The organism is Roseomonas sp. SRI_022 (genome assembly GCF_057586215.1).
The window spans coordinates 36278-58777 of the sequence record NZ_JBYCZL010000013.1 but is presented as its reverse complement, the minus strand read 5'-3'; the positions used below and the strand labels follow the sequence as shown (position 1 = coordinate 58777).

At 71.4% G+C, this 22500-nt stretch carries 25 protein-coding genes; 11 read left to right on the top strand and 14 right to left on the bottom strand.

The annotated features are described in order from the left end of the window. Positions 1–20: 20 nt before the first annotated feature. The 3 genes from AC2YHJ_RS14750 to AC2YHJ_RS14740 all read right to left on the bottom strand — a co-directional run bounded on the left by AC2YHJ_RS14750 (position 21) and on the right by AC2YHJ_RS14740 (position 1478). Positions 21–548 carry a hypothetical protein gene (locus tag AC2YHJ_RS14750; protein WP_487396835.1) on the bottom strand — a complete coding sequence of 176 codons (528 nt, stop codon included), beginning with the start codon at positions 546–548 and terminating at the stop codon, positions 21–23. A 90-nt stretch (positions 549–638) separates the two neighbouring features. Continuing rightward, entirely contained in the window at positions 639–1097 is a 459-nt protein-coding gene (locus tag AC2YHJ_RS14745) for a hypothetical protein (RefSeq protein ID WP_487396834.1), read from the bottom strand. 192 nt (positions 1098–1289) lie between these two features. Next, a complete protein-coding gene (locus AC2YHJ_RS14740) occupies positions 1290–1478 on the bottom strand; it encodes a hypothetical protein (RefSeq protein ID WP_487396833.1) in 189 nt (62 codons plus the stop codon). 145 nt (positions 1479–1623) lie between these two features. Here AC2YHJ_RS14740 and AC2YHJ_RS14735 point away from each other — a divergent pair, with 145 nt between their 5' ends. The 5 genes from AC2YHJ_RS14735 (at position 1624) to AC2YHJ_RS14715 (ending at position 6507) form a co-directional block, all read left to right on the top strand. Further along, the gene (locus tag AC2YHJ_RS14735) at positions 1624–2583 is read left to right on the top strand and encodes a Bug family tripartite tricarboxylate transporter substrate binding protein (protein WP_487396832.1); all 960 of its coding nucleotides are present in this window, start codon (positions 1624–1626) and stop codon (positions 2581–2583) included. A 19-nt stretch (positions 2584–2602) separates the two neighbouring features. Beyond that, a complete protein-coding gene (locus tag AC2YHJ_RS14730) occupies positions 2603–3109 on the top strand; it encodes a tripartite tricarboxylate transporter TctB family protein (protein ID WP_487396831.1) in 507 nt (168 codons plus the stop codon). A 153-nt stretch (positions 3110–3262) separates the two neighbouring features. Beyond that, the gene (locus tag AC2YHJ_RS14725; RefSeq protein WP_487396830.1) at positions 3263–4156 is read left to right on the top strand and encodes a PhzF family phenazine biosynthesis protein; all 894 of its coding nucleotides are present in this window, start codon (positions 3263–3265) and stop codon (positions 4154–4156) included. Positions 4157–4377: 221 nt separating this feature from the next. Continuing rightward, complete coding sequence (locus AC2YHJ_RS14720; RefSeq protein ID WP_487396829.1) at positions 4378–5871, top strand: tripartite tricarboxylate transporter permease; 1494 nt, start codon at positions 4378–4380, stop codon at positions 5869–5871. A gap of 3 nt (positions 5872–5874) precedes the next feature. Further along, positions 5875–6507: a flavin reductase family protein gene (locus AC2YHJ_RS14715; protein WP_487396828.1), complete on the top strand. Its 633-nt coding sequence runs from the start codon at positions 5875–5877 to the stop codon at positions 6505–6507. Positions 6508–6516: 9 nt separating this feature from the next. Here the strand turns inward: AC2YHJ_RS14715 and AC2YHJ_RS14710 are convergent, their stop codons facing one another. The 4 genes from AC2YHJ_RS14710 to AC2YHJ_RS14695 form a co-directional block, all read right to left on the bottom strand. Then, positions 6517–7764, bottom strand: coding sequence for an MFS transporter (locus AC2YHJ_RS14710; RefSeq protein WP_487396827.1), 1248 nt, complete (start codon positions 7762–7764; stop codon positions 6517–6519). 18 nt (positions 7765–7782) lie between these two features. Then, entirely contained in the window at positions 7783–9444 is a 1662-nt protein-coding gene (locus AC2YHJ_RS14705) for a heparinase II/III family protein (RefSeq protein WP_487396826.1), read from the bottom strand. Beyond that, on the bottom strand, positions 9441–10100 hold the full coding sequence (gene rpe / locus AC2YHJ_RS14700; protein WP_487396825.1) for a ribulose-phosphate 3-epimerase: 660 nt from the start codon (positions 10098–10100) through the stop codon (positions 9441–9443). The genes AC2YHJ_RS14705 and rpe overlap by 4 nt, the downstream gene beginning before the upstream one ends. 257 nt (positions 10101–10357) lie before the next feature. Then, positions 10358–10828 carry an Lrp/AsnC family transcriptional regulator gene (locus AC2YHJ_RS14695; protein ID WP_487396824.1) on the bottom strand — a complete coding sequence of 157 codons (471 nt, stop codon included), beginning with the start codon at positions 10826–10828 and terminating at the stop codon, positions 10358–10360. 110 nt (positions 10829–10938) lie between these two features. Between AC2YHJ_RS14695 and AC2YHJ_RS14690 the strand changes: the two genes are divergently transcribed. The 3 genes from AC2YHJ_RS14690 to AC2YHJ_RS14680 all read left to right on the top strand — a co-directional run bounded on the left by AC2YHJ_RS14690 (position 10939) and on the right by AC2YHJ_RS14680 (position 12968). Further along, positions 10939–11925, top strand: coding sequence for a Bug family tripartite tricarboxylate transporter substrate binding protein (locus AC2YHJ_RS14690; protein WP_487396823.1), 987 nt, complete (start codon positions 10939–10941; stop codon positions 11923–11925). Positions 11926–11970: 45 nt separating this feature from the next. Further along, positions 11971–12591 (top strand): DUF2459 domain-containing protein, encoded by a 621-nt coding sequence (locus AC2YHJ_RS14685; protein WP_487396822.1) that lies wholly within the window; start codon positions 11971–11973, stop codon positions 12589–12591. A gap of 191 nt (positions 12592–12782) precedes the next feature. Continuing rightward, positions 12783–12968 carry a hypothetical protein gene (locus tag AC2YHJ_RS14680; RefSeq protein ID WP_487396821.1) on the top strand — a complete coding sequence of 62 codons (186 nt, stop codon included), beginning with the start codon at positions 12783–12785 and terminating at the stop codon, positions 12966–12968. A gap of 40 nt (positions 12969–13008) precedes the next feature. On the opposite strand, the gene AC2YHJ_RS14675 is transcribed toward AC2YHJ_RS14680, so the two are convergent. Next, entirely contained in the window at positions 13009–14262 is a 1254-nt protein-coding gene (locus AC2YHJ_RS14675; RefSeq protein ID WP_487396820.1) for an RsmB/NOP family class I SAM-dependent RNA methyltransferase, read from the bottom strand. A 105-nt stretch (positions 14263–14367) separates the two neighbouring features. Here AC2YHJ_RS14675 and AC2YHJ_RS14670 point away from each other — a divergent pair, with 105 nt between their 5' ends. The 3 genes from AC2YHJ_RS14670 (at position 14368) to AC2YHJ_RS14660 (ending at position 17822) form a co-directional block, all read left to right on the top strand. Further along, complete coding sequence (locus AC2YHJ_RS14670; RefSeq protein ID WP_487396819.1) at positions 14368–16056, top strand: ArnT family glycosyltransferase; 1689 nt, start codon at positions 14368–14370, stop codon at positions 16054–16056. Continuing rightward, positions 16057–16686 carry a DedA family protein gene (locus AC2YHJ_RS14665; protein ID WP_487396818.1) on the top strand — a complete coding sequence of 210 codons (630 nt, stop codon included), beginning with the start codon at positions 16057–16059 and terminating at the stop codon, positions 16684–16686. It abuts the gene before it with no gap. A gap of 113 nt (positions 16687–16799) precedes the next feature. Further along, on the top strand, positions 16800–17822 hold the full coding sequence (locus tag AC2YHJ_RS14660; protein WP_487396817.1) for a helix-turn-helix domain-containing protein: 1023 nt from the start codon (positions 16800–16802) through the stop codon (positions 17820–17822). A 45-nt stretch (positions 17823–17867) separates the two neighbouring features. On the opposite strand, the gene AC2YHJ_RS14655 is transcribed toward AC2YHJ_RS14660, so the two are convergent. The 6 genes from AC2YHJ_RS14655 to AC2YHJ_RS14630 form a co-directional block, all read right to left on the bottom strand. After that, on the bottom strand, positions 17868–18284 hold the full coding sequence (locus AC2YHJ_RS14655) for a hypothetical protein (RefSeq protein ID WP_487396816.1): 417 nt from the start codon (positions 18282–18284) through the stop codon (positions 17868–17870). Continuing rightward, positions 18281–19111 carry an exodeoxyribonuclease III gene (locus tag AC2YHJ_RS14650; protein WP_487396815.1) on the bottom strand — a complete coding sequence of 277 codons (831 nt, stop codon included), beginning with the start codon at positions 19109–19111 and terminating at the stop codon, positions 18281–18283. The genes AC2YHJ_RS14655 and AC2YHJ_RS14650 overlap by 4 nt, the downstream gene beginning before the upstream one ends. After that, positions 19111–19797: a fumarylacetoacetate hydrolase family protein gene (locus AC2YHJ_RS14645; protein WP_487396814.1), complete on the bottom strand. Its 687-nt coding sequence runs from the start codon at positions 19795–19797 to the stop codon at positions 19111–19113. Before AC2YHJ_RS14645 ends, AC2YHJ_RS14650 begins: the two co-directional genes overlap by 1 nt. 363 nt (positions 19798–20160) lie before the next feature. After that, positions 20161–20961 carry a gamma-glutamyl-gamma-aminobutyrate hydrolase family protein gene (locus AC2YHJ_RS14640; RefSeq protein WP_487396813.1) on the bottom strand — a complete coding sequence of 267 codons (801 nt, stop codon included), beginning with the start codon at positions 20959–20961 and terminating at the stop codon, positions 20161–20163. 130 nt (positions 20962–21091) lie between these two features. Beyond that, complete coding sequence (locus tag AC2YHJ_RS14635) at positions 21092–21763, bottom strand: LolA family protein (protein WP_487396812.1); 672 nt, start codon at positions 21761–21763, stop codon at positions 21092–21094. A 103-nt stretch (positions 21764–21866) separates the two neighbouring features. After that, positions 21867–22463, bottom strand: a complete 597-nt coding sequence (locus AC2YHJ_RS14630) for a DUF4412 domain-containing protein (RefSeq protein WP_487396811.1) — start codon at positions 22461–22463, stop codon at positions 21867–21869. Between the last annotated feature and the right edge of the window lie 37 nt (positions 22464–22500).

The window sequence follows — 22500 nt, the reverse complement described above, 5'->3', positions numbered from 1 at the left end:
GGCCATGGCGCCGGCGCCCGTCAGCGCCAGCCGCGGCCGCGGCCGGCGGCGTCGCCCGGGTCGTTGTCGGTCACGCCGCGCCCGCGATAGCCACCGCGGCCGTTGCCTGGCCCGTCATTCGGGTCGGCATCGGTGATGCCGGTACCCCGGCGCTGCCGCCAGCCCGTGCCGTAGCCCGAAGGGTCGCCCGGATCGCCGTCGTTGATGCCGGTATAAGGCCGGCCGCGCGGCTGCGCGCGATAACCGCGGCCCTGGCCGGGCCCGTCGCTCGGGTCGTTGTCCGTCAGGCCCGTGCGCGGCGGGCCGCGATATCCGCCGCGTCCATAGCCCGGCCCGTCGCCGGGATCGGAATCCGTCAGGCCCGTGCGGTACTGCACCGGCGTCGCCTCCAACGCCTCGGCAGCCGGCGCGGCGGCCGCGACGGCGCTGCCCGCCGCAGCGATGCGGAGCACCAGCAGCCGGCGGCCCAGCGCCCGGCGCGGCGTCTCGCCGGCGGCATCCAACGCCTCGGTCGGTGGCGCGCCTTCCGCTGCCTCCGTCTTGCTCATGATCTTCCCTCTCCTTCCCCCATCCCCATCATCATGCCTGGCCGCCGTTCCGGGCAAGCAAGGTGAAGGGCGGCGGTGTGCGCCAGCGCACTACCAGCCGCGGCCGCGGCCGGGCGCGTCGCGTGGATCGCTGTCGGAGACCTGGCGGCGCATGCCGCCTCGGCCCTGGCCGGGGCCGTCATTCGGATCGGCGTCCGTGTAGCCGGTGCCGCGCCGGCCGCCGCCACGGCCATAGCCAGGCCCGTCGCTGGGATCGGCATCGCTGAAACCGGTGCGCCGGCGCGCCGGACTGTAGCCGCCGCGGCCCTGGCCCGGCCCATCCGCCGGATCGGCGTCGGTGTAGCCGGTGCGCACGCGATTGCCGCCACGGCCCTGGCCTGGCCCGTCATTCGGGTCCGCATCGGTCAGCCCGGTCTGATAGGGCTGCGGCGCATAGACTGGCGGTGCGACGACGCAGCCCGCCAAGGCCGGTGCGGCCGCGCCGATCACCGTCGCCTTGATCACCAACAGCCGGCGCCGCAACCGCGGCTGATCCCCATCACCATCCAAGACAGCATCCTCCCCAACCCCTCGGATGCCATTCTTCCGCAGCATGCCGCGTCGGGGCAATGCGCATCGGGCGCAAGGCGGCACCGCGCGGTAGCCGCGCGATCAGCGGCGCTTTCGGGAGCGGTTCGGGTCTGTCGGGAAGGTTCGGTCGGCGCGGTCGCCGGGTTGGTGTCGGTCCTTTCGTGCCGGGCTTCAGCGCCTGGGAGAGGTGTCGCTGTCGAAGGGGTCCGGGGCGCGTGCCGGGCGCGGCGACGCACCCGGCGTCGTGGTCGGGGCGGCGCGCTGGCTGCCCTGTTCGCAGCCTGCCAGCGGCAAGGCGGCCGCCGCAGCGGTCGATGCGGTCAGCAGCAGCAGCCGGCGTTGCAGGCGGGACGGGGTCACGGGGGCGGCATGGGCTGGCTCATAGTGCGAATGCGTCGCATTCGTGCATGACGTCGCCGCGCGCGCAAGGGGGCGTGCTTCGCGTTTGCGCCGCGCCCCCGGCCGTCGCATTCTCCCTCACGAGGAAATCACCGGACCGCACACCATGATCCATCGCCGCAGCCTTCTCGCCGCCACCGCCGCGACGGGCGCCCTGTCGCGCCCGGCCTTCGCGCAGCAGCGCTTCGCCAGCATCTTCATGTTCGTTCCCGCCGGCCCGGGTGGCGGCTGGGACGGCCTCGGCCGTGCCATCGAGCAGGCGGCCCGGCAGGAAGGCCTGGTCGGCACCTTCCAGTTCGAGAATGTCGGCGGCGCCGGCGGCACGGTGGGCTTGCCGCGCTTCCTGCAGCAGCGCCGCGGCCGGCCCGAGGCGTTGATGGTGGGCGGGTCGGTGATGGTCGGCGCCACGCTGACCAACAAGACGCCGGTGTCACTGCAGAACACGGTCGCGGTCGCCCGTATGACCGAGGAAGCGGGCGTGATCATCGTGCCGGCGGCCAGCCCCTACCAGAACATCGGCCAGCTCGCCGATGCGCTGAAGGCCAATCCGCGTTCGGTGTCCGTGGCCGGCGGCAGCGCCGGCGGGACCGACCACATCATCCTCGGCCTGATGCTGCAGAAGCTTGGCCGCCAGCCGCGCGAGGCCTCCTTTGTCGCCTTCCCCGGCGGCGGGCCGGCGCAGGCGGCGATCCTTGGCGGCCAGGTCGCCGCCGGCATCTCCGGCTGGTCGGAATTTTCCGAGCAGATCAAGGCCGGTCGCGTGCGCGCCCTGGCCACCACCGGTGAGCGCCGGCTCGATCCCGCGGTGCCGACGCTGAAGGAAAGCGGCCTCGACGTCGTCGCGACCAATTGGCGCGGCGTGTTCGGCGCCCCGGGCATCAACCCGACGCAGCGGCAGGCGCTGGTGGACCTGATGACCGCCATCCACGCGACCGAAGCCTGGCGGCGCATTCTCGCCGATCGTGGCTGGGAAGACGCCTTCCTCACCGGCGCGGCCTTCGACACCTTCCTCGAGCGGGACCGTGCCGAGACCGAGAGCGTGCTGAAAGACCTCGGCCTCGCCTGAGGGGCGGGGCCGCGCTGCGATGAAGCCCGGTGCGCTTCCCGACCTCGCGGTCGGCCTCGTGGTCACAGCGCTCGGGCTGCTGACCGCCTGGCTGACCTGGATCATCCCGCTGACCCCCGTCTATGCGGTGGTCGGGCCGAAGCTGGTGCCGGCGGTGATCGCCACGGCGCTGGTCGTGCTTGGGCTGCTGCTGACCGGCAGCGCCCTGCGCGGCGGATGGAGCGCCGACCTGCCCGAGGTGGCCGAGGCCGGGCCGCCCAACCTTGTCTCGCTGGCCTGGCTCGGCGGCGGGATGCTGCTGAACCTTGTGCTGATCGAACCGCTGGGCTTTTCGATCGGCGCGGCGGTGCAGTTCGTCTGCACCGCGCGCGCCTTTGGCAGCCGCGCGCCGTTGCGCGATGCGGTCATCGCGCTGATCGTCTCGCTCGGTGCCTTCTTCCTGTTCGTCGAGGCGCTGGGCGTGAACATCGGCGCTGGCGTGCTGGAAGGCGCCATCCTGCGGGCGCTGGGGCAAGACGTTCCATGACGCAGGTCTCCATTCGGCCCGATGCTCGGCATCGGGCCGGGAACGCAAAGCGCGGCCGCGCCCGGACCGTCATTCGCACCCAGTGCGCCAGTGCAGGGCGCGAAAGCCAAGCCGCACGGACGTGCGGCGCCCGGCGCCTGAGGACAAAGTAAAATGCGCGCCCTCCGCTTCGTCACGGTCGATGTCTTCACGGACCGGCGTTTCGGCGGCAATCAGCTCGCCGTGTTTCCGGACGCCCGCGGGCTTTCGGACGCGGAGATGCAGGCCCTCGCCGCCGAGTTCAATCTCAGCGAGACGACCTTCGTCCTGCCGCCCGACAATCCGCAGCACAGCGCGCGGGTGCGCATCTTCAACCGCGTCGCGGAGATGAGCTTCGCCGGCCATCCCAATGTCGGCACCGCCTTCGTGCTGGCGCGGGAGGATGAGGAAAGCCCCCGCGCCTACCGTTTCGAGGAACCTGCCGGCTTGGTGGAAGTGACGCTGCTGCGCGACGACGCCGGCCGGGTGCTGGGGGCTGAGGTCGCCGCGCCGCAACCGCTGCGTATCGGTGCGGAGCTGTCGGTCGCGACTGCGGCAGCCTGCGCAGGGATACCGGAAGCGGCGGTGCTGACGACGCGGCATGCCCCGACGCTCGCCGCCGATGGCGGCAACCACCGGCTGCTGACGGAGGTGACGCCCGAGGGCCTGACCGCCGCCACGCCCGATCTCGGCGCCTTCCGCCGCGCGGTCGAGGCGCATCCCGAACAGACGCGCGGCTTCCTCTCGCTCTACCTCTATTGCCGCGACGGCGCGGCGGTGCGCGCGCGCATGTTCTCGCCGCTGACCGGCACCTGGGAGGATTCGGCGACCGGCAGCGCGGCGACGCCACTCGCTGGCTTCCTGCTGCATCTCGATGGCGGGACGGAGGGGGCGTGGGACATCGCGCAGGGTGTGGAAATGGGCCGGCCCAGCCTGCTGCTGGCCCGCGCGCGCCGCATGCCCGAAGGCATCCGCGCACGCGTCGGCGGGCACTGCGTGCCGGTGCTGCGGGGCGAGGCGGTGCTGTGAGGCGTATGGGGATCGTTGGAGGGGCGCCGCCCCTCCGGGCCACCCCGCCAAAGGCCAGTGGCCTTTGGAATGCCGGTTTTTGGCGCCGCTCTCCCATGGGCAGCACCAATAAGAGGTTTCCAAAGGCCCTTGGGCCTTTGGTGGGGTGGCCCGGAGGGGCAAAGCCCCTTCGGTCTGCCCTTCCCCGCCATCCCACGTCACCTCACACGCAGGCCTGATCCATGGATTCCTTCTCCGGCCTCGCGCTTGGTTTCGGCAATGCCTTCTCGCTTGTGAATCTCGGTTGGGCGTTGCTCGGGTGCTTCCTTGGGACGGCCGTCGGCGTGCTGCCCGGGATCGGGCCGGCGCTGACCATCGCGCTGCTGCTGCCGATCACCTTCCAGGTCAGCGCGACCGGCGCCTTCATCCTGTTCTGCGGCGTCTTCTATGGCGCGATGTACGGCGGTTCGACCACCTCGATCCTGCTGAACACACCGGGCGAGAGCGGGTCGATCATCACCGCGCTCGAAGGGGCGAAGATGGCGCGCAACGGGCGCGCGGGACCGGCGCTGGCGACCTCGGCGGTCGGGTCCTTCGTCGCCGGCACCGTCGGCACGCTCGGCATCGCCTTCCTCGGTCCGATCATCGTGGAATGGGCGCTGGTGCTGGGGCCGGCGGAATATTTCGCTCTGATGGTGCTGTGCTTCGTCACCGTGTCAGCGGTGCTAGGAGCCTCGGCGCTGCGCGGGCTGACCTCGCTCGCCTTCGGGCTGATGCTGGGGCTGGTGGGCGTCGATCTGCAGACCGGGCAGCCGCGCCTGACCTTCGGCGTGCCGGAACTGCTCGACGGCGTAAACGTCGTGCTGGTCGCCGTCGCGCTGTTCGCGGTGGGCGAGGCGCTGCACATGGCCTGGCGCCACCACGAAGGAAAGATCGAGGTGCTCGAGGTCGGGCGGCTGATGCTGTCGAAGGAGGATTTGAAACGGTCCTTCTGGCCCTGGATGCGCGGCGCCGGGCTCGGCTTCCCCTTCGGCGTGCTGCCGGCCGGCGGCACGGAGATGCCGACCATGCTGTCCTATTACGCCGAACGCCGGCTGGCGAAGCCCCAATACCAGCACGAATTCGGCACCACCGGCGCCATCGAGGGCGTCGCCGGGCCGGAGGCCGCGAACAACGCGGCGGCGGCGGGCATCCTGGTGCCGATGCTCACCCTTGGCCTGCCGACCAGCGCGACGGCGGCGATCATGCTCTCCGCTTTCCAGTCCTACGGCATCAATCCCGGGCCGCTGCTGTTCACGCAGCAGGCGGAGCTGGTCTGGACGCTGATCGCATCGCTGTTCATCGCCAACGTCATGCTGGTGGTGCTGAACCTGCCGCTGGTCGGGCTGTGGGTGCGCATCCTCAAGATCCCGGTGCCGCAGCTCTATGGCGGCATCCTCGTCTTCGCCACCATCGGCACCTACGGCATCTCGAACAGCGTCATCGACCTGGTGATTCTCTATGCGCTGGGCGTGGTGGCGATGTTCATGCGGCGCTTCGACTTCCCGGTCGCACCCGTGGTCATCGGCATGATCCTTGGACCGATGGCCGAACAGGCGTTGCGGCAGGCGCTGACGATCAGCCAGGGCGATTGGACCACCTTCGTCACGCGGCCGGGCAGCGCGTTGATCCTGGCGCTGGCGGTCCTGGCGCTGGCCGGGCCGCGCCTCTACGGCGCCATCGCACGACGCGCCTGAGCGATGTTCTACGAACCGCGCAACGGCCACGGCCTACCGCATGATCCCTTCAAGGCGATCATCGCGCCACGGCCGATCGGCTGGATCTCGACGCTCGATGCGCAGGGGCGGGCGAACCTCGCGCCCTATTCCTTCTTCAACGCGGTGCATTCGCGCCCGCCGATGCTGATGTTCACCAGCGAGTCGATGAAGCACAGCGCGGCCAATGCGATCGCGAGCGGGGAGTTCGTGTTCAACCTCTGCACGCGCCCGCTGTTCGAGGCGATGAACATCTCCTCCGGCGCGCTCGCCGCGGGGGAGGACGAATTCGTCGCGGCGGGGCTGGAGGTAGCGCCGTCGCGCGTCGTGAAGGCGCCGCGCGTCGCCGCATCTCCCGCCGCGCTCGAATGCCGTGTCGTGCATTCGACGCAGTTCCACGACGTGGATGGGCGGGCGGTCGATGGGTGGATCATCATCGGCCAGGTGGTGGGCGTGCATATCGACGACGCCTTCATCCGCCATGGTCGCTTCGACACGGCGGCGGCGCAGCCGGTCGCGCGTTGCGGCTATCGCGACTACGCGACCGTGACCGAATTGTTCGAGGCGCTGCGCCCGACGGATGGCGGGGCCTTTGGGGCGGGGCAGCCGGATCGCTGAACCGACGGCCTACCCCCGCACCGGCCGCACCGTGGCCAGGATCGCCGCGCCGATCGCCAGGAACACCAGCACCGTCGCCATCCCCGCGCGCTGGCTGCCAGTGGCATGCGTCACCATCGCCAGCACCGCGGGCCCGCAGAATCCCGTGATCCGCCCCGACAGCGCGAACAGCCCGAAATGCGTGGCGATCTCGCCTTCCGGGGCCATGCGCGCCATCAGCGTGCGCGACGCCGCCTGCGCCGGCCCCATGAAGATGCCAAGCGCCATCGCCATGCCCCAGAACACGGCCTTGCTGTCGGTCAGCAGCAAGGCCGCGCCCAGCAGGATCATCGCGACCAGCGCGACCATCGCGGTGGGCTTCGAGCCCAGCCGATCCTCGATCAGCCCGAAGCCCGCGGCGCCAAGGCCCGCCGTGACGTTCAGCGCGATGCCGAAGAGCAGGATCTCCTCGAAATCCATGCCGTGGACGCCGGCGGCGAAGATGGCGCCGAAGGCGAACAGCGTGTTCAGCCCATCCGTGTAGAACAGCCGCGCGATCAGGAAGCGCAGCATGTCCGGTCGCTTCGGCAGGCCGCGCAGCAGCCCACGTGTCTCGGCGACGCAGGTCGTGACGGCCTGACCCATGGGCAGCCTTTGGTTTGGCGGATCGGGCACCATCAGCAGAACCGGCCAGCCGAACAGCAGCGTCCAGGCGCCGACAAGCAGCGCGGTGGCGCGCACATGCTCGGACGTCGCGCGATCCAGGCCGAACAGCGAGGGATTGGGCTGCACCAGCAGCACCAGCGCCACGCCAAGGCAGGCGAGCCCGCCCGCATAGCCCAGCCCCCAGGCGAGGCCCGAAACACGCCCGATCTGCGCGGGGGGTGCGACCTCCGGCAGCATGGAATTGTAGAAGACGGTGCCGAGCTCGAAGCCGATGGTCGCGATGCCGACGCAGACCAGCAGCCAGACTGTCCAGGACGGATCGGGTGCAGCGAACCACACCAGGGCGGTGAAGACCGCCGTGACCAGCGTGCAGGCCGCGAGCAGCGCGCGGCGATGCCCGCCGAGATCGGCGATGGCACCAAGCAGCGGCGACAGCAGGGCGACGCACAATGCGGCGGTCGTCTGCATCCAGCCCCATTGCGCCTGGCCGGTCGCGGCGTCCGGTGCCACGCCTTGGGTGAAATAGGCCGCGATGACGAAGGTCGAGACCACTGTCGGGAAGGCACTGTTCGCCCAGTCGAAGGACGCCCAGGCCAGGGCCTTGCGGTTCATCAGCGCGGGCCTGGCCCGCTACTCCACGGCCGTGACGGTGCCGGGTGCGGGCATCGACACGCGGGTGATCGCCCATTGCACGGAGGTCTCGCCCTCCTCCGCCACCAGCACGACCTGGGAGGACCGGCGCGGCTCGCCGCCGAGATACACACTGTCCTCCAGCGCGACGCGCGCGCCCTTGGCGCGGATCTTCCAGCCGATGCCGGATGGCAGGCGCAGCAGCGCGGCACTTTCGTCCTGCAGCAGCGATGCGACGACGCCGGGATGCAGGTGGAAGCGCAGCGAGAAGGCCGGCACGGCGACGTCGCCGGGGATCTCGACCATGTCCTCGCCACGCAGATCGTCACCGGATTCGGCGAGGTAGAGGCGCCGGCGATGCACCGCTCCGAAGGCGCGGCGCCAGCCGTCATGGCTCGCCTCCAGCCATTGCGCGCCGGCGGATTCATGGCGCGCGGTCTCGACCTGTTCGGGCCGGCGGCCGAGGCCTTCATGGCGCAGTTCCGACGAATTGGTGTCGGACAGCACCAGCGTCGAATGCGCTGCGGTGGCGCGCAGCGCGTCACGCCAGGCTTCCTCGGCGGCCGGCGCGGCGCCGCAATTCACGATCAGGCGGTCGCGGCCGACTGACATTTCGAAGGCCAGCGTCCCGGCATGGGCGAAGCGATCGGCGCCCGCCGGCAGCCCGCCATCGCCACCGGTGGTGGCACGCGCGGTAGGCGGCGCGCCGGTATCGGCGATGATCAGCGTGCGCCCCGCCTGGAGGCGCTGGAAGCCGGTCTCCGGCAGATCGAGCGGCGCCCGTCCGCGGGCCTGCCCCTGCGTCAGCACCAGGTCGAGCAGCGCCGAGCCTTCATCCCGCGTGCCGTTGAACAGCGCGAGCCCGCCATCGCCATGGCGGAACAGCCGCAGTGCCGGCGCGGCGCGATCCAGCACCGCGGCGAGGTGCGGCGGCGGTTCCATGCCCGCGCCGTGCAGCAGGTTGCGGATCTCGATCAGGTCCTGCAGCGCGACCAGCTGCATGGAGGGGGAGCGTTCGACATGTCCGCCATCGGGATGGAACTGGCGCTCGATCTCGGCGGGCAGGAAGCGGGCGGCGCGCTGGAGGTAGGCGTCCTCCTGCAAGGCGATCGCCGCGGCCATCGCGCCCTTCAGCGCGGCCAGCGCGCCGCGGTGCTCGGCCTCGGCCGGCAGGGCGGCGGACAGGTCGCGGGCATCCTGGGCCATGCGCGTCATCACCGCGCGGCGGAAGGCATCCTCGGAGGTCGCGGCGAAGAAATCCCAGTGGCCGAGCCAGGCGGACAGCCGGGCGCCGACGACTTCGGGCGCATCTGCGACGGCCTCGTCGGCCCCGCGCGCCAGCCAGTCGTCGGTCAGCGCCCTGGCATGCAACCGGGCGGCATCAGTGCCGAGCGCCCGCAGATCGCGCATCCAGGCGAAGCCATGCGCCGCTGCGCGCCAAGGCGCGGTGCCCGATGCGGTGTCCCAGCCTTCGGTGCCCGGCAGGCCGGGGCGCAGCATGCGGGAGGTGCCGAGCGTCTCGAACTCGCCGCGCAGCAGGCGGGCGCCGCGCGCGGGGTCACCGGGCCAAAGGTCGCGGAAGGCCCGCGCCGGTGCGTCCGGTACGCGGACAGGCTTCAGCCGCGCGAGCTTCTGGCGGGCCCCGCGCAGGATGCCGATCATGCCGGCGCCCCGCGGATCGCGGCGATGGCCGCGGCGTAGTCGGGTTGGCCGAACACGGCGGTTCCAGCGACCAGGCAATCGGCGCCGGCCGCGATGCAGGCCGGCGCGGTCTTCGCTGTCACCCCGCCATCGACCTGCAGGTGGATGGACCGGCCCGAGGCGTCGATCATCTGCCGCAGCGTGGCGATCTTCGACAATTGGCTCTCGATGAAGGATTGCCCCCCGAAGCCTGGATTGACGGACATGACCAGGATCAGGTCGGTCAGGTCGAGCACATGCACCACGGCATCGACCGGCGTCGCCGGGTTCAGCACCACGCCCGCCTTCTTGCCGAGTGCCCGGATGGTCTGCAGCGAGCGGTGCAGATGCGGCCCCGCTTCGGGGTGCAGGCTGATCAGGTCGGCGCCGGCCTCGGCGAAGGCGGCGAGGTAGGGGTCGGCCGGGGCGATCATCAGATGCACGTCGAAGGGCATCGTGCTGCGCTTGCGCAGCGCCTTCACCAGCACCGGACCGAAGGAGATGTTGGGCACGAAATGCCCATCCATGATGTCGAGGTGCAGCCAATCCGCGCCGGCGGCGGCGATGGCCTCGACCTCCTCGCCCAGGCGGGCGAAGTCGGCGGCGAGCAGGGAGGGGGCGATCAGTGGCACAGGCACGATTCCCTTGTAGCCGCGAGCGTTCCAGCGGGACAACTCAGGTCGAGTCGGTTCGCGCCGTCAAAGCCTCGTGCGCGGTGCCTTGCATACAGGCTGTGGCATGCATCACGCGGCCCCCCAATCGGCCCGAGGCTGCGCCTCGGGCCGGGAACGCACAGCGCGACCGCGCCCAGGCCGCCCGCGACCCCCAACGCACCAGTGCAGGGCGCGAAGGCAAGCCGCGCGGATGCGCGGCGCCCGCCGTTTGAGGGACAAAATCAGAGCGGCAACGCCGTGGTCGATTTCACCCGTTCCATCGCGAAGCGCGACGTCACCTTTCGCAGCGCCGGCACCTGGGCGGTCAACCGGCGGTAGAAGGTGTCGAAGGCCTGCATGTCCGGCACGACGACCCGCAGCAGGTAGTCCACATCGCCGCCGAGCCGCCAGCATTCCACGATCTCCGGCATCTTGCCGACGGTCGTGGCGAAGGATTCGATCCAGGGTGCCGAATGGTCGCCGGTCTCGATGGCGACGAAGACCGATACGCCAAGGCCGACCTTCTCGGGGTCGAGCAGCACGACCCGGCCGGTGATCACGCCCTCCTGCTCCATTCGGCGAATGCGCTTCCAGCAGGGGGTGGGGGTCAGCCCGACCTCCTTGGCGATATCGGCGAGGGACAGGGCGGCGTCGCGCTGGATCAGGCGGAGGATCGCGCGGTCGGTGTCGTCGGGCTCAAAACGGCGGCTCACGGGCAAGTCCTTGGCTGTATGATCATGGTTGGTAGTAGGAAAATCTTTTGCTTGCAAGATTCCCGGCCTTCCAGAGAAACGTGTTCCATCAATCAGCCGGAACGCCCGTCATGACGCGCCGCGACCTCCTCCTCCGATCCGCCTTGCTCGGCACTGCCGTGTCGCTGCCGCGCCTTGCCGCTGCGCAGCAGGCCGCAGTCTGGGCGCCGGACCGACCGCTGCGCGTCGTCATCCCGGTCGCGCCGGGCGGCAGCCTTGATATCCTCGGCCGGGTGCTGGCGCGCCATCTCACGACGCGGCTCGGTCAGGCGGTGGTGGCGGAAAACCATCCCGGCGCGGGCAGCAATCTCGCCTTCGAACTGGTCGCCCGCGCCCGGCCGGATGGGCTGACGCTGCTGGTGGGGTCCGACCCTCTGGCAATCAATCCGGCGCTTTACCCGCGCGTCGGCTTCGATCCGGTGCGGGACTTCGCCCCGGTGATCGAGGCAGTGCGTGCGCCGCAGGTGCTGGTGGTCAATCCGCGCTCGCCGGTGACGGATGTCGCAAGCTTCATCGACTGGGCAAAGGAACAGGAAGGCCGGCTGACCGTCGCTTCCCAGGGGAATGGGTCGATCGGCCACCTGGCCGGCGCGCTGTTCGCACAGCAGGCGGATCTGCGCTTCGTCCACGTTCCCTATCGCGGCGGCGGGCCTGCCGTGATCGACCTGATCGCGGGGCATGTGGAAGCGCTGTTCGTCACCCTGCCGGCCGCGATCGAGCACGTCCGCGGCGGCCGGCTGCGGGCCCTGGCGGTGACCGGGGCGGTGCGGTCCGCCGCCATCCCCGACGTCCCGACCGTCGCCGAGTCCGCCCTGCCGGGTTTCGACGTGGTCACCTGGCAGGGCATCCTCGTCCCTGCCCGCACGCCGCAGGCCGCGATCGACCGCCTCGCCACGGAACTCGCCGCGATACTGGCGTTGCCGGAGGTCGCCGACGACCTGGCGCGCCAGGGTTTCGCGGTGACGGCCGATGGCCCGGACCGCTTCGCCGCCCTGGTGCGGGCCGAATCCGAGCGCTGGCCGGCCCTCGTCCGCCGCACCGGCGCCCGGTCGGAGTAGGCAGGCCGCTGGACCAGGGACGACTCGCCGTGGTCAAACGCTCCGATGCCGTCACGACGCGCCGTGCTCTCGACCGCCGTGCTGGGCGCCTGCACCGCGCCGGATCCGGGCCGGGGCACTGCGTCGCTGTCGTCGGAATCGCTGCAGGTCGCCGCGGAATCCTGGCACACGGATCTCTGCCTTCCGGCCACGGCGATCCTGGCCGGCCCGCTTGCGCCGCTGGCGCGGGGCGCTCCGTCGGCGCGGATCTTCGCCTTCGGCTTCGGCCTCGAATCCTGGATGCGTGCCGCGCGGCCGGGATCGGGCGAGGCGCTGGCGGCGATCTCCGGCGGACCGGCGGTGGTGGCGGTGCGGGCATTGCCCGGACCACTGCCCCCGGGAACGGAGGAAGCCGTTTCGTTGCGCTTGCCCGCCGGGGGGCTCGCGGCCATCGCGGCCTTCATCGCGGGCCAGTTGTCGCCGCCCCTGCCGCCGGCATCGGGGGATGGCGCTTGGCTGCTGCTGCCCTCCACCCGGCGCTACAGCCTCGGCTTCACCTGCAACACCTGGGTCATGGCGGGTCTCGCCGCCGCGGGTCTGCCGGTGCCGGTCGCCGGCATGCGCTTCCGCGGGGAGACGATGGCCGCGCTTCAGGCCGAGGCGCGGCGCCAGGCCGTGCCGGGCTGAGCGCATGGGATTGCAGGGGTGGATTGCGAAGTTTGCGGTGCCTTCCGCCGGGCCGCCCCTGTAGGGGGAGCGCCCGCAAGGCCCTTTCCTGTGCGCAATGTCACGGATCGGTCGCCCCGAAGACCTTCATTTGCCCTGATTGGCGGGTTGAACACCCTCCCGAACGCGAATCGCCTCCGGAACCCGAGTTGATGCCCATTCGTCGCGAATTGCTGCTGCGCACCGCGCTGCTCCGCCAGCCGGACATGCCGCCCCTGCCGCCCCTGCGCGCCGTCGCGCAGCCGTCCCAACCCGTCCACGCGCCGCGCCGCGCGGCCAAGCCGGGCGCCCGCCGCCGGCCGGCCCGGCTGTCGGAAGGCGATACGACCGCGCGCTGATTACCGACCGATACGGCGCTGGGCTGGCGCCGCCCGGGCATCACCCCGCGCGGCGGAAGCGCGCCGCGAAGAACCCGTCCATCCCGCCGCGCGCACCCCATAGGTCGGGCCGCGTCCGCAGGCCGCCGCCGGGCGTAATCGCCTCCGGCAGGCCCTGCAATTCGGCCGGGGCGAAGGGGTCGTGCGCCAGCCCCAGCGCGGCGGCGCGGGCCAGATGCGCCTCGCCTTCCTCGGGCTGCAGCGAACAGGTGGCGAAGACGATCCGCCCGCCCGGCTTCAGCATGCGCGCAGCGGCCGCCAGCAGCCGGGCCTGAGCCTCGGCCGCCGCCGGCACGTCGCGCGGACGCTTGGCATGGGCCACGTCGGGGTGGCGGCGGATCGTTCCGGTCGCCGTGCAGGGGGCATCGAGCAGGATGGCGTCGAAGGGTTCGGCCGGCGTCCAGGCGGCGGCGTCTGCGCGGACGATCTCGGCCGGCAGGCGCAGCCGGGCGAGGTTCTCCGCCAGCCGGGCGACGCGGCCCGCGTCGCGCTCGACGGCCGTGACCACGGCTCCGGCGGCGGCAAGCTGCGCCGTCTTGCCGCCCGGCGCGGCGCAGAGGTCGGCGATGCGTTCCCCCGGCTGCGGCTTCAGCAGTAGCGCGGGCAGTGCGGCGGCGGCGTCCTGCACCCAGAAGCGGCCCTCGGCGAAGCCGGGCAGGTCGGTGACGCGGGTGCCGGCGGCGAAGCGCCAGGATCCGGTGGGCAGGATCTCCGCGCCTTCGGGCGGTGCTGCGCCCGGGGCGGCGGTCAGGTCGAGCGGGGCGGGGCCGCGATGGGCCTCGGCGATGGCGCGCACCGCCGGGCCATAGGCCGCGTGCCAGGCCGACCATAGCCATTGCGGCGTGTCGAGCCGCGGCGCGTCCAGCCCTTCGAGCGTGGCGGCCCCTTCGGTTGCGACCTTGCGCAGCACGGCGTTGACCAACCCGGCGAAGGCCTTGGGCGCGAGTGCGACGGCGGTGGCGACCGCGGCATGGGCCGGGGTGTCGAGCAGCAGCAGTTCCGCCGTGCCGATGCGCAGCGCGTGGCGCGCGGGCGGTGGCGGGTCGCGGCGCAGGAAGGGGGACAGCACCTCATCGATGCAGCCCAGCCGCCGCAGCACCATGGCCGCGATGCGGTGCGCCGCGGCGCGGTCGCGCGGGTCGAGCCGCTTCGGCAGATGTTCGAGCGCGTCCTCAAGCGGCTTGCGCTGTTCGAGGGTCGCGTCGAGCAGGTCGCGCGCGGCTTTGCGGGTCGGAAGTCCAGAAAGTGGTGCCAAGTTCTCGCGGGGTCCGGGGGGCGCGTACGCCCCACGGCGGGGGTGCGGGGGCGGCGCCCCCGCTTCATGGCACCGCAGCACGTTGCGTGCTAGACGCCCCGCGCGATGCGCGCTGCTGCCTTCCTCGACCGGCTGCCCGAGACGCGACGGCCGGCCTCATGGCTGGTGCTGTTGTGCCTGCTGTTGTGGCTGCCCGGCTTCTTCACGATCCCGGCCGGGGATCGCGACGAATCCCGCTTCGCCCAGGCCAGCCGCCAGATGGTCGAGACTGGCGACTATATCCGCATTCGCCTGGGCGAGGTCGAGCGCAACAAGAAGCCGGCCGGCATCCATTGGGCGCAGGCGGCGACGGTGCGTGCGCTGGAAGCCGTGGGCGTCCCGGCGCGTGGCGCGATCTGGGCGTATCGGCTGCCTTCGCTGGCGGGCGCGCTGATCGCGGTGCTGGCGACGTGCCTGCTGGGCCGTGCGCTGGTCGGGCGGCGGGCGGCCTTCATCGCCGCGGCGATGCTCGCGCCCTGCATGGTGCTGTTGGTCGAAACGCACATCGCCAAGACCGATGCCGCGCTGCTCGCGGCCATCACCGTCGCGATGGGCCTGATGGGCCGGGCCTATCTGTCGCCGCAGAATTTTACGGCAGGGCAGGCGGGGGCGTTCTGGGCGGTGCTCGGCGTCGGCATCCTGCTGAAGGGGCCGATCGCGCCGATGGTGCCGCTGCTGGCGGGGCTGACGCTCGGGGCGATGGACCGGCCGACGGGGTCGCCCTGGTGGAAGCCCTCGGCGCCGTGGTTCGGCGTGTTGCGCGCGGGCTGGGGCCTGCCACTGATGGTGTTGTGCGCCGCGCCTTGGTTCGTCGCCATCGGCATTGCCACCGAAGGCCGCTTCTTCACCGAGGCGCTCGGCGGCGACATGCTCGACAAGGTCTCCTCCGGTGAGGAAGCCCATTGGGGGCCGCCGGGGATGTATGCCGCGATCTTCGGTATCACGGCGTTCCCGTCGGCCTGGATCGTGCTGCGTTCCCTGCCGGGGTCCTGGGACGACCGGATGCAGGCGCCGGTGCGCTTCCTTCTGGCCTGGGCGGTGCCGACCTGGCTGTTGTTCGAGGCGGTGGCGACCAAGCTGCCGCACTACACCCTGCCCGCCTTCCCGGCGCTGATGCTGCTGGGCGCCCGCTGGGCGATGGACCCGCTGCGCGTCGCGCCACCGCGCTGGATCAACTGGCTGGCCGGCGCCGCGCTGGGCGGGGTGGCGATCGGATTGCCGCTGCTCGCGGGCTACGCCGTGTTCCGGGTGGAGGGGCGGATCGAGCCCTTCGCCATCCTCGGCCTTGCCGCCGGCATCTTCATGACCCGGGCGCTGCTGCGCATGGGCCGCCGCGCGCAATGGGGCCGCGCGGCGCTGGCCGGCGCGATCCTGGTGGTGCCGGTCTATGCCAGCGTGCTGGAAGGTGTGATCCCGCGGCTGCAGGCGGTGTGGCTGTCGCCGCGCCTGGCCGCGCAGGTCGCAACTGCCGCGCCCGGCCTGCCGGGGCGGGATTTCGGCGTGGTCGGGCATCACGAGCCGTCCCTGCAATTCGCCATGGGCGGCGACATTCGCCTGCTGCGGGACGGGGCCGCGGCGGCGGAATTCCTCGCCGGCGCGCCCGGCCGCATTGTGGCCGTGAATGACAGGCAGGAAGCGGCCTTCCGGCGTGACGCGGCGGAACGTGGCCTCGCCGTGCGGGAGCTCGGCACCGTCACCGGTCTGAACTATGTCCGCGGCCGTTGGGTCGCGATGTCCTTGTTCAAGGTGGATTGAATGTTCGCGTGGGTCACGGAAATGGTCGCCGCCGGCGGCCTGATGGGCGTCTTCGCGCTGATGGTGCTGGAGAACCTGTTCCCGCCCATTCCGTCCGAGCTGATCATGGCCGCGTCGGGCTTCGCCGCGGCGCGCGGCCAGATGTCGCTGGTCTGGCTGATCGTCTTCGCCGTGGCCGGGACATTGGCGGGCAACCTGTTCTGGTACGAGCTCGGCCGCTGGCTGGGGGTGGAGCGCTTCCGCCCGCTGGTGCAGCGCTTCGGCAAGTGGTTTGCCGTCGAGGAGGAAGACCTCGACCGCGCCACCGACATGCTGAAGCGCTGGGGGCCGTTTGCGATCTGCATCGGGCGGATGTTCCCCGGCGTGCGGACGCTGATCTCGGTGCCGGCCGGCATGGTCGCGATCCCGCGCGGCGTATTCTACCTTTGGACCGCGCTGGGGTCGGGCATCTGGCTGACCTTCCTCGCGCTCGCGGGCTATTTCCTCGAGGAACACTACGACAAGGTCGAGCACTGGGTGGAACCGCTCGCCTGGGTCGTGGTGGGTGCGGCGGTGGGCGGCTATGCGGTGCATCTCGCCTACGCCTTCCGCCGGGCGCGGCGGCGCCGGCAGCAGCAGCAGCAGGGCTGACGCGCCGAATCCACGCTTGACCTGCCGGGGCGCGGGCTGGCGTTAGTTGCGGAGCCGACCGGTTCCGGCCCCGGATTCCGGGGTCCCTGCGCCGGGGCAGGAGTCCGCCGCGCATGCCGAATGCCCCGCATGTCTTCTCGACCAGCGCACTGCCCGGCCGGCAGCAGCGGGACGCCTGGCGCGCCTGGTTCAATCCCGTCTTCGACCTGCGCTGGACCACTGAGGAGGCCGACAAGCCCTTCGAGGCGGAGAGCGTCACCTGGTCGGCCGGCGGCGCCGTCCTCAGCCGCGTCCGCGCGCCGAAGCTGCATTCCCTTCGCGACGCGCGGCACATCCGGCGCGCCCCCGCCGACCATTGGGTGATCGCGGTCGGCGCCAGCGAATCGCGCATCACCCTCCCCGAGGGCGAATTGCTTGTGCCCGCCGGCGCGCCGTTCCTCGTTTCGCTGGGTGAACCGGTCGAAAGCGAGCGGGATGCCGATGACCGGCTGCAGCTGTACCTTCCGCGCGACCGCTTCGCGGCACTTGCGCCCGAGCTCGACAAGGCGCGCGGCCAGGTGATCGAAGGGGCGCTCGGCCAGATGCTGGCGGAATATCTCCGGCTGCTGGAACGGTCCCTGCCCGCGCTGCGGCTGGATGACCGCCGCGGCCTTGGCGACGCGATCCAGGCGATGGTCGCCGCCTGCGTCGCGCCGACCGCGGCGCGCGTGTCGGAAGTGCGGGCGCAGCTCGACCTCACACGGCTGGAACGGGTGCGCCAGGCGATCCGCCGCCGGCTGCATTCGGCCACGCTGACGCCGGCATCGTTGTGCCGGGATGTCGGCATGTCGCGCTCCCAGCTCTATCGCCTGCTGGAAGGCGAGGGCGGGGTGATCCGCTACATCCAGCGCCACCGGCTGCGCGCCATCCATGCGGCCCTGGCGGACGGCGCGGATGGCCGGCCGATCGCCGCCATCGCCGAATCCTGCGGCTTCTACGAACCGTCCACCTTCAGCCGCACCTTCCGCCGCGAATTCGGCGCAACGCCGAGCGAGGTGCGCGCGGCGGCCCGCGCCGGTGCGCCGCCGGCCGATCCGTGGTCGCCGAGCATGAATGCCGATTTCGGCTCGCTCAGCGAATGCCTGCGGGCGTTCTGACGGGCGCCGCGCAGGCGTGCTGCCTCGGCGTGAGGGGCACGGCCCCTATTGCTGCCGCTGGGTCGGCCGCCGGCGGGGCGGCGGGGTGGTTCGTGCGGCGGGGCGGTGCGCCCTGTTGCTCGCCGGCGCCTGCCGGCCGCGCGCGGCCGGGCGTGCCGGGGGCGGCGGCGGTGGCCGGCGGATCAGGAAGCGCTGCTGCGCCGGGGGCATGATCATCCAACGGGCCTGCAGCGTCTCGTCGTCGTCCACCGGGTCGCCCATCCGCGCGAGGGCGGCGCGGGCGCGCCGCTTGTGTTCGTCGGACAGGTCGCTCCAGGCGATCGGGCCGGGGGCGTAGACGCGCTCCGGCTCCGGGTCCTCCGGCGCGGTGACGACCGGTGCCGGCGGTTGGGGCGCGGCGCAGGCGGACAGGCCGGCGAGCAGGGCAAGCAGCCCCGCACGTCGTCCGAAGCGGCCGGTCATGGCGTCAGCTCCACCATCACGGGGACATGGTCCGAAGCCTTCGGCCAGTCCCGCGCATCCTTGAAGACGATATGGCGGGACAATCCGCCGGCGAGGTCGGGGCTGACCCAGACATGGTCCAGTCGCCGCCCGCGATCCGACGCACGCCAATCGGCCGCGCGATAGGACCACCACGTGTAGAGTTTCTGGTCTTCCGGCACGAAATGGCGCAACGCGTCGTGCCAGCCGCCGGCACGTTGCCAGGCGGTCAGCGCATCCACCTCGACCGGGGTGTGCGAGACGACGTCGAGAAGCTGCTTGTGCGACCACACATCGTGTTCGAGCGGCGCGATGTTGAGGTCGCCGACCAGCACCGACCGCTTCGCCGGCCGCGCGGTGGACCAGGCGGTGCCCTCGGAGACGAAATCCAGCTTGTGGCCGAATTTCGGGTTCTTCTCCCGGTCGGGGATGTCGCCGCCGGCCGGGATGTAGAAATTGTGCAGCTCGATTGGCCCGCCGGGCGCGTCGATGCTGGCGCCGAGGTGCCGGCAGTCGCCCTTGCCGCACCAGTCGGGATCGTCGTCGCGCAGCAGGATCGGCCGCTTCGAGAGGATGGCCACGCCGTTGTAGCCCTTCATCCCGCGCACCAGGCGATGCGCGAAGCCGAGGGCCTCGACGCCATCATGCGGGAAGTGCTCGTCGGGGCACTTGGTTTCCTGCAGGCACAGCACGTCGGGTTCGAGCGTCGCCACGAGGTCGCTCAACAGCGGCAGCCGCAGCCGCACGCTGTTGATGTTCCAGGTGGCGATGCGCAGCGTGCCGCGCCCGGCGGCGGCCTTGCGGGGCATCAGACGATCTTCGTCTTCACCCCGCCCACGCCCTCGACGATGCCTTCCAGCACATCGCCCTTCACGACCGCCGCGACACCCTCCGGCGTGCCGGTCATGATCAGGTCGCCGGGGGCCAGTTCGACCAACTCGGACAGGTTCGCGATGACTTCCGGCACCGACCAGATCAGCTTGGACAGGTCGGAGGTCTGCACGACCTTGCCGTTCACCTTCAGCTCGATCTTGCCCTTGGACGGATCGATCCCGGCGGCCGGCACCAGCGCGCCCATCGGCGCCGACTTGTCGAAGCCCTTGCCCATGTCCCAGGGACGGCCGGTCTTCTTCGCCTCGTTCTGCAGGTCGCGGCGCGTCATATCCAGGCCGCAGCAATAGCCCCACACATGCTTCAGCGCGTCGGCCACCGCGATGTTCTTGCCGCCCACGCCGATGGCGACGACGAGTTCCATCTCATGGTGCAGCGACTTGCTCATCGGCGGATAGGGCATGTCGGCATCGTTGATGACGACCGCGTCAGCGGGCTTCGCGAAATAGAAGGGCGGCTCGCGCGTCGGATCGGAACCCATCTCGATGGCGTGTTCGGCATAGTTGCGCCCGACGCAGAAGATCCGGCGCACCGGGAACATGGCGTCGCTGCCCTTAACGGGAATCGCAGCGACCGGCGGCGGGGGCAGGACATAGGACACCATGCGGGCACGTCTCCGAGATCGAGAATGGGGTGGCAAACCTATACAGGCGGCCGGGGCGCGCCGGAAGCCGGGCTGGCCGCCATGCCCGAACTTAACATCTCACATGAAGATGATGGCCGAACCGTAAGTATTCGGGCGACACGTCGATCCGGACGGCCCAAAAAAGGAGCGCCCGGTCAGGGGGGTGACCGGGCGCCGTATTTTATTCCGATCGGAATGGTCGGGCGAGCCGGCAGGGGACACCGGAGCTCGACCCCCGGCATATTGCGTGCCGGTCAATGAACATTAGACCCGCACGCGCTTGAAGGCAAAAGGCAAATTCCGCGTCTTGCGTGATGCGCGTCACTTGCGCATCCGGACAGGTCATTCTGCCGCCTGCGCGATTGCCGCAAGATTGTTTCGCGCGGCGCGGTGCTCCGCGCAGGCCTGCCCGAAGGCGAGGAAGATCGCGCGGCTGTCGGCGTCGTGCTCCCAATCGTATTCCGGGTGCCACTGCACGCCGATGGCAAAAGCGGTGGCGCCGTCCACGCGCACGGCCTCGACCGTGCCGTCCGGGGCCCAGGCCTCGGCCACCAGGCGCGGCGCGAGGCGCTGGACGCCCTGGTTGTGCAGCGAATTCACGGCAAGCCGGCCGGCACCGCGCGAGGCAGGCGTCAGCACCCGGGCCAGCGCGCCCTCCGTCTCGATCCGCACGCCATGCGCCTTGCCCGTCCGCACGCGCGGGATGGGCTGGTCCGACGGCGTCGAATGGTCCATCCGCCCCGGCAGGTCCTGGATGCGCTGGTCGAGGCTGCCGCCCAGCGCGACATTGAGTTCCTGCATGCCGCGGCAGATGGCCAGCAGCGGTACGCCATGGTCGATGGCCGCGCGGATCAGCGGCAGGGTGGTGGCGTCGCGGTGGTGGTCCTCGGGCGTGCCGTCGGCATGGGCGGGGCCGTCATAATGGCCGGGCCAGACATTCGACCGGCTGCCGGTGAGGATCAGCCCGTCGAGATGCGGCAGCAGTTCACCCGACAGGTCCTCGCCGGCGGCGGGCAGCAGCACGGGGGTCCCGCGCGCCGGGCCGCGCACAACGCGGATGTAGCTGTCGGAGGCGGCGTGGTTCGGCGTGCCGAAGATGCCGAAGGGTTTCTGGCAGCAGGAGATGCCGATCAGCGGTCTCATGGAACGGCAGACTCCCGCGATGCGGTGTCAGGATCAAGGCATTCCGTGACGTTTTCGCCAAAGCCTGTGCAGCGTTGCATGCGCGCCATGCAGTGGGCGCGAGGCGCTGCACAGGATCTGGTCGGCGGCGTCAGTTCCTTCCGCCCTGCGGCGCGCCCATGCCGCCCGGCTCGAAGAAGCGCGGATCGTTGAACTGGAACAGCGCGGCCGGCAGGCGCATCCCGGTCTCGACGCGGAACAGGCTGACACGCGTCTCGCGTCGCTGCGGATCGACGATCGCCCATTGCCGCAATTCCATCGGCTCCGGGTTGAACACCAGGGTCAGGCGGCCTTCGCCCGGCTCGCGCGTGCGGTACATCGTCACGCGCAGGAATCCGCCGGAGCGTTCGATGCCGGTGACGGTGACATCGCCGGACAGCCGCACCTGCTCGCGCAGCAGGATGCCGAGCGGCGTCTGGCTGATCAGCAGCGTCGTCGGCGCCCGCAGCTCGCGGTCATACATCAGGAACTGTCCGGCATAGGCGACCAGCAGCAGCGGCTCTGGCGGGTCGTATTCGAAGCGCATCCGCCCGGGGCGCGAGATCCAGGCAGTGCCCTCCGCCGCCGCGCCATTCTGCGCGATCTGCAGGAAGCGGGCGCGCAGCGTCGTCAGGCCGTTCAGATAGGCCTCGACCCGCGCGAGGTCGGCGCGGTCCCGCTCGGTCAGCGCCGCGGCGTCCGCGCCGGGCGGTGCCGGGGCGCGTTGCGCCAGCGCGGGCGTGGCGAGCAGGGCGGGGGAGAGGAGCAGCAGGCGACGATTCATGGCGGTGGATGTGGCCTGTTCGCGGCGCTGTTGGAACCCCCCGCGATACTTGCCGGGGAATGGGCCGGCGCCGCTGCCGGCACCGGCCATCCCAGGCCGCCGTTCAGCGCGGCGCGGTCTGGCGCGGGGGCGCCGCCCCCGGCATGCCCTGCGGCACCTGCATGCTCTGGTAACCCTCGGGGCGGCGGAACTGCGCCGGATCCTGCGGGCCATAGGCGACGCGGACCGCTTCCATCCGGCCCTGCTGGCCCTGGGCGGTGCCCTGCGCGCGCAGCATCACGCCATCGGCGGTGATGCAGGCCTCGCCCGACTGCGTCTGGCCTTCATAGCGCCAGACGGTGCAGTCGGTGCCGGCGATCTTCTCGGTGCCGCCGCGCGTGAAGCGGGCGTTCTCCATCTCGCGCTGGATGCCGGCGGCCTGCTGCATCGGCACGTCCATGATGGTCCGCATCGCCTCCATCACCATGAAGCCGCGCTGGTTCTGGTGGTCGGCGACCATGTAGCCCATGCCGCCCGGCATGTTCATCCGCAGCAGCTTCTGCGCCGCCAGCCATTGCATGGTCAGTTCGGCGCCCTGGCCCTGGCCGGAGACGGCGTAGGTCACGGCGACATCGCGGGTCGGGTAGATCTGCGGGCGGTCCTGCGCCTGCGCGGCGAGGGGCAGGGCGGCGATCATGGCGGCGGCGAGAGTGGTGCGCATGGTTGGTCTCCTTCGCGGACAGTCTGGCCCGACGAAT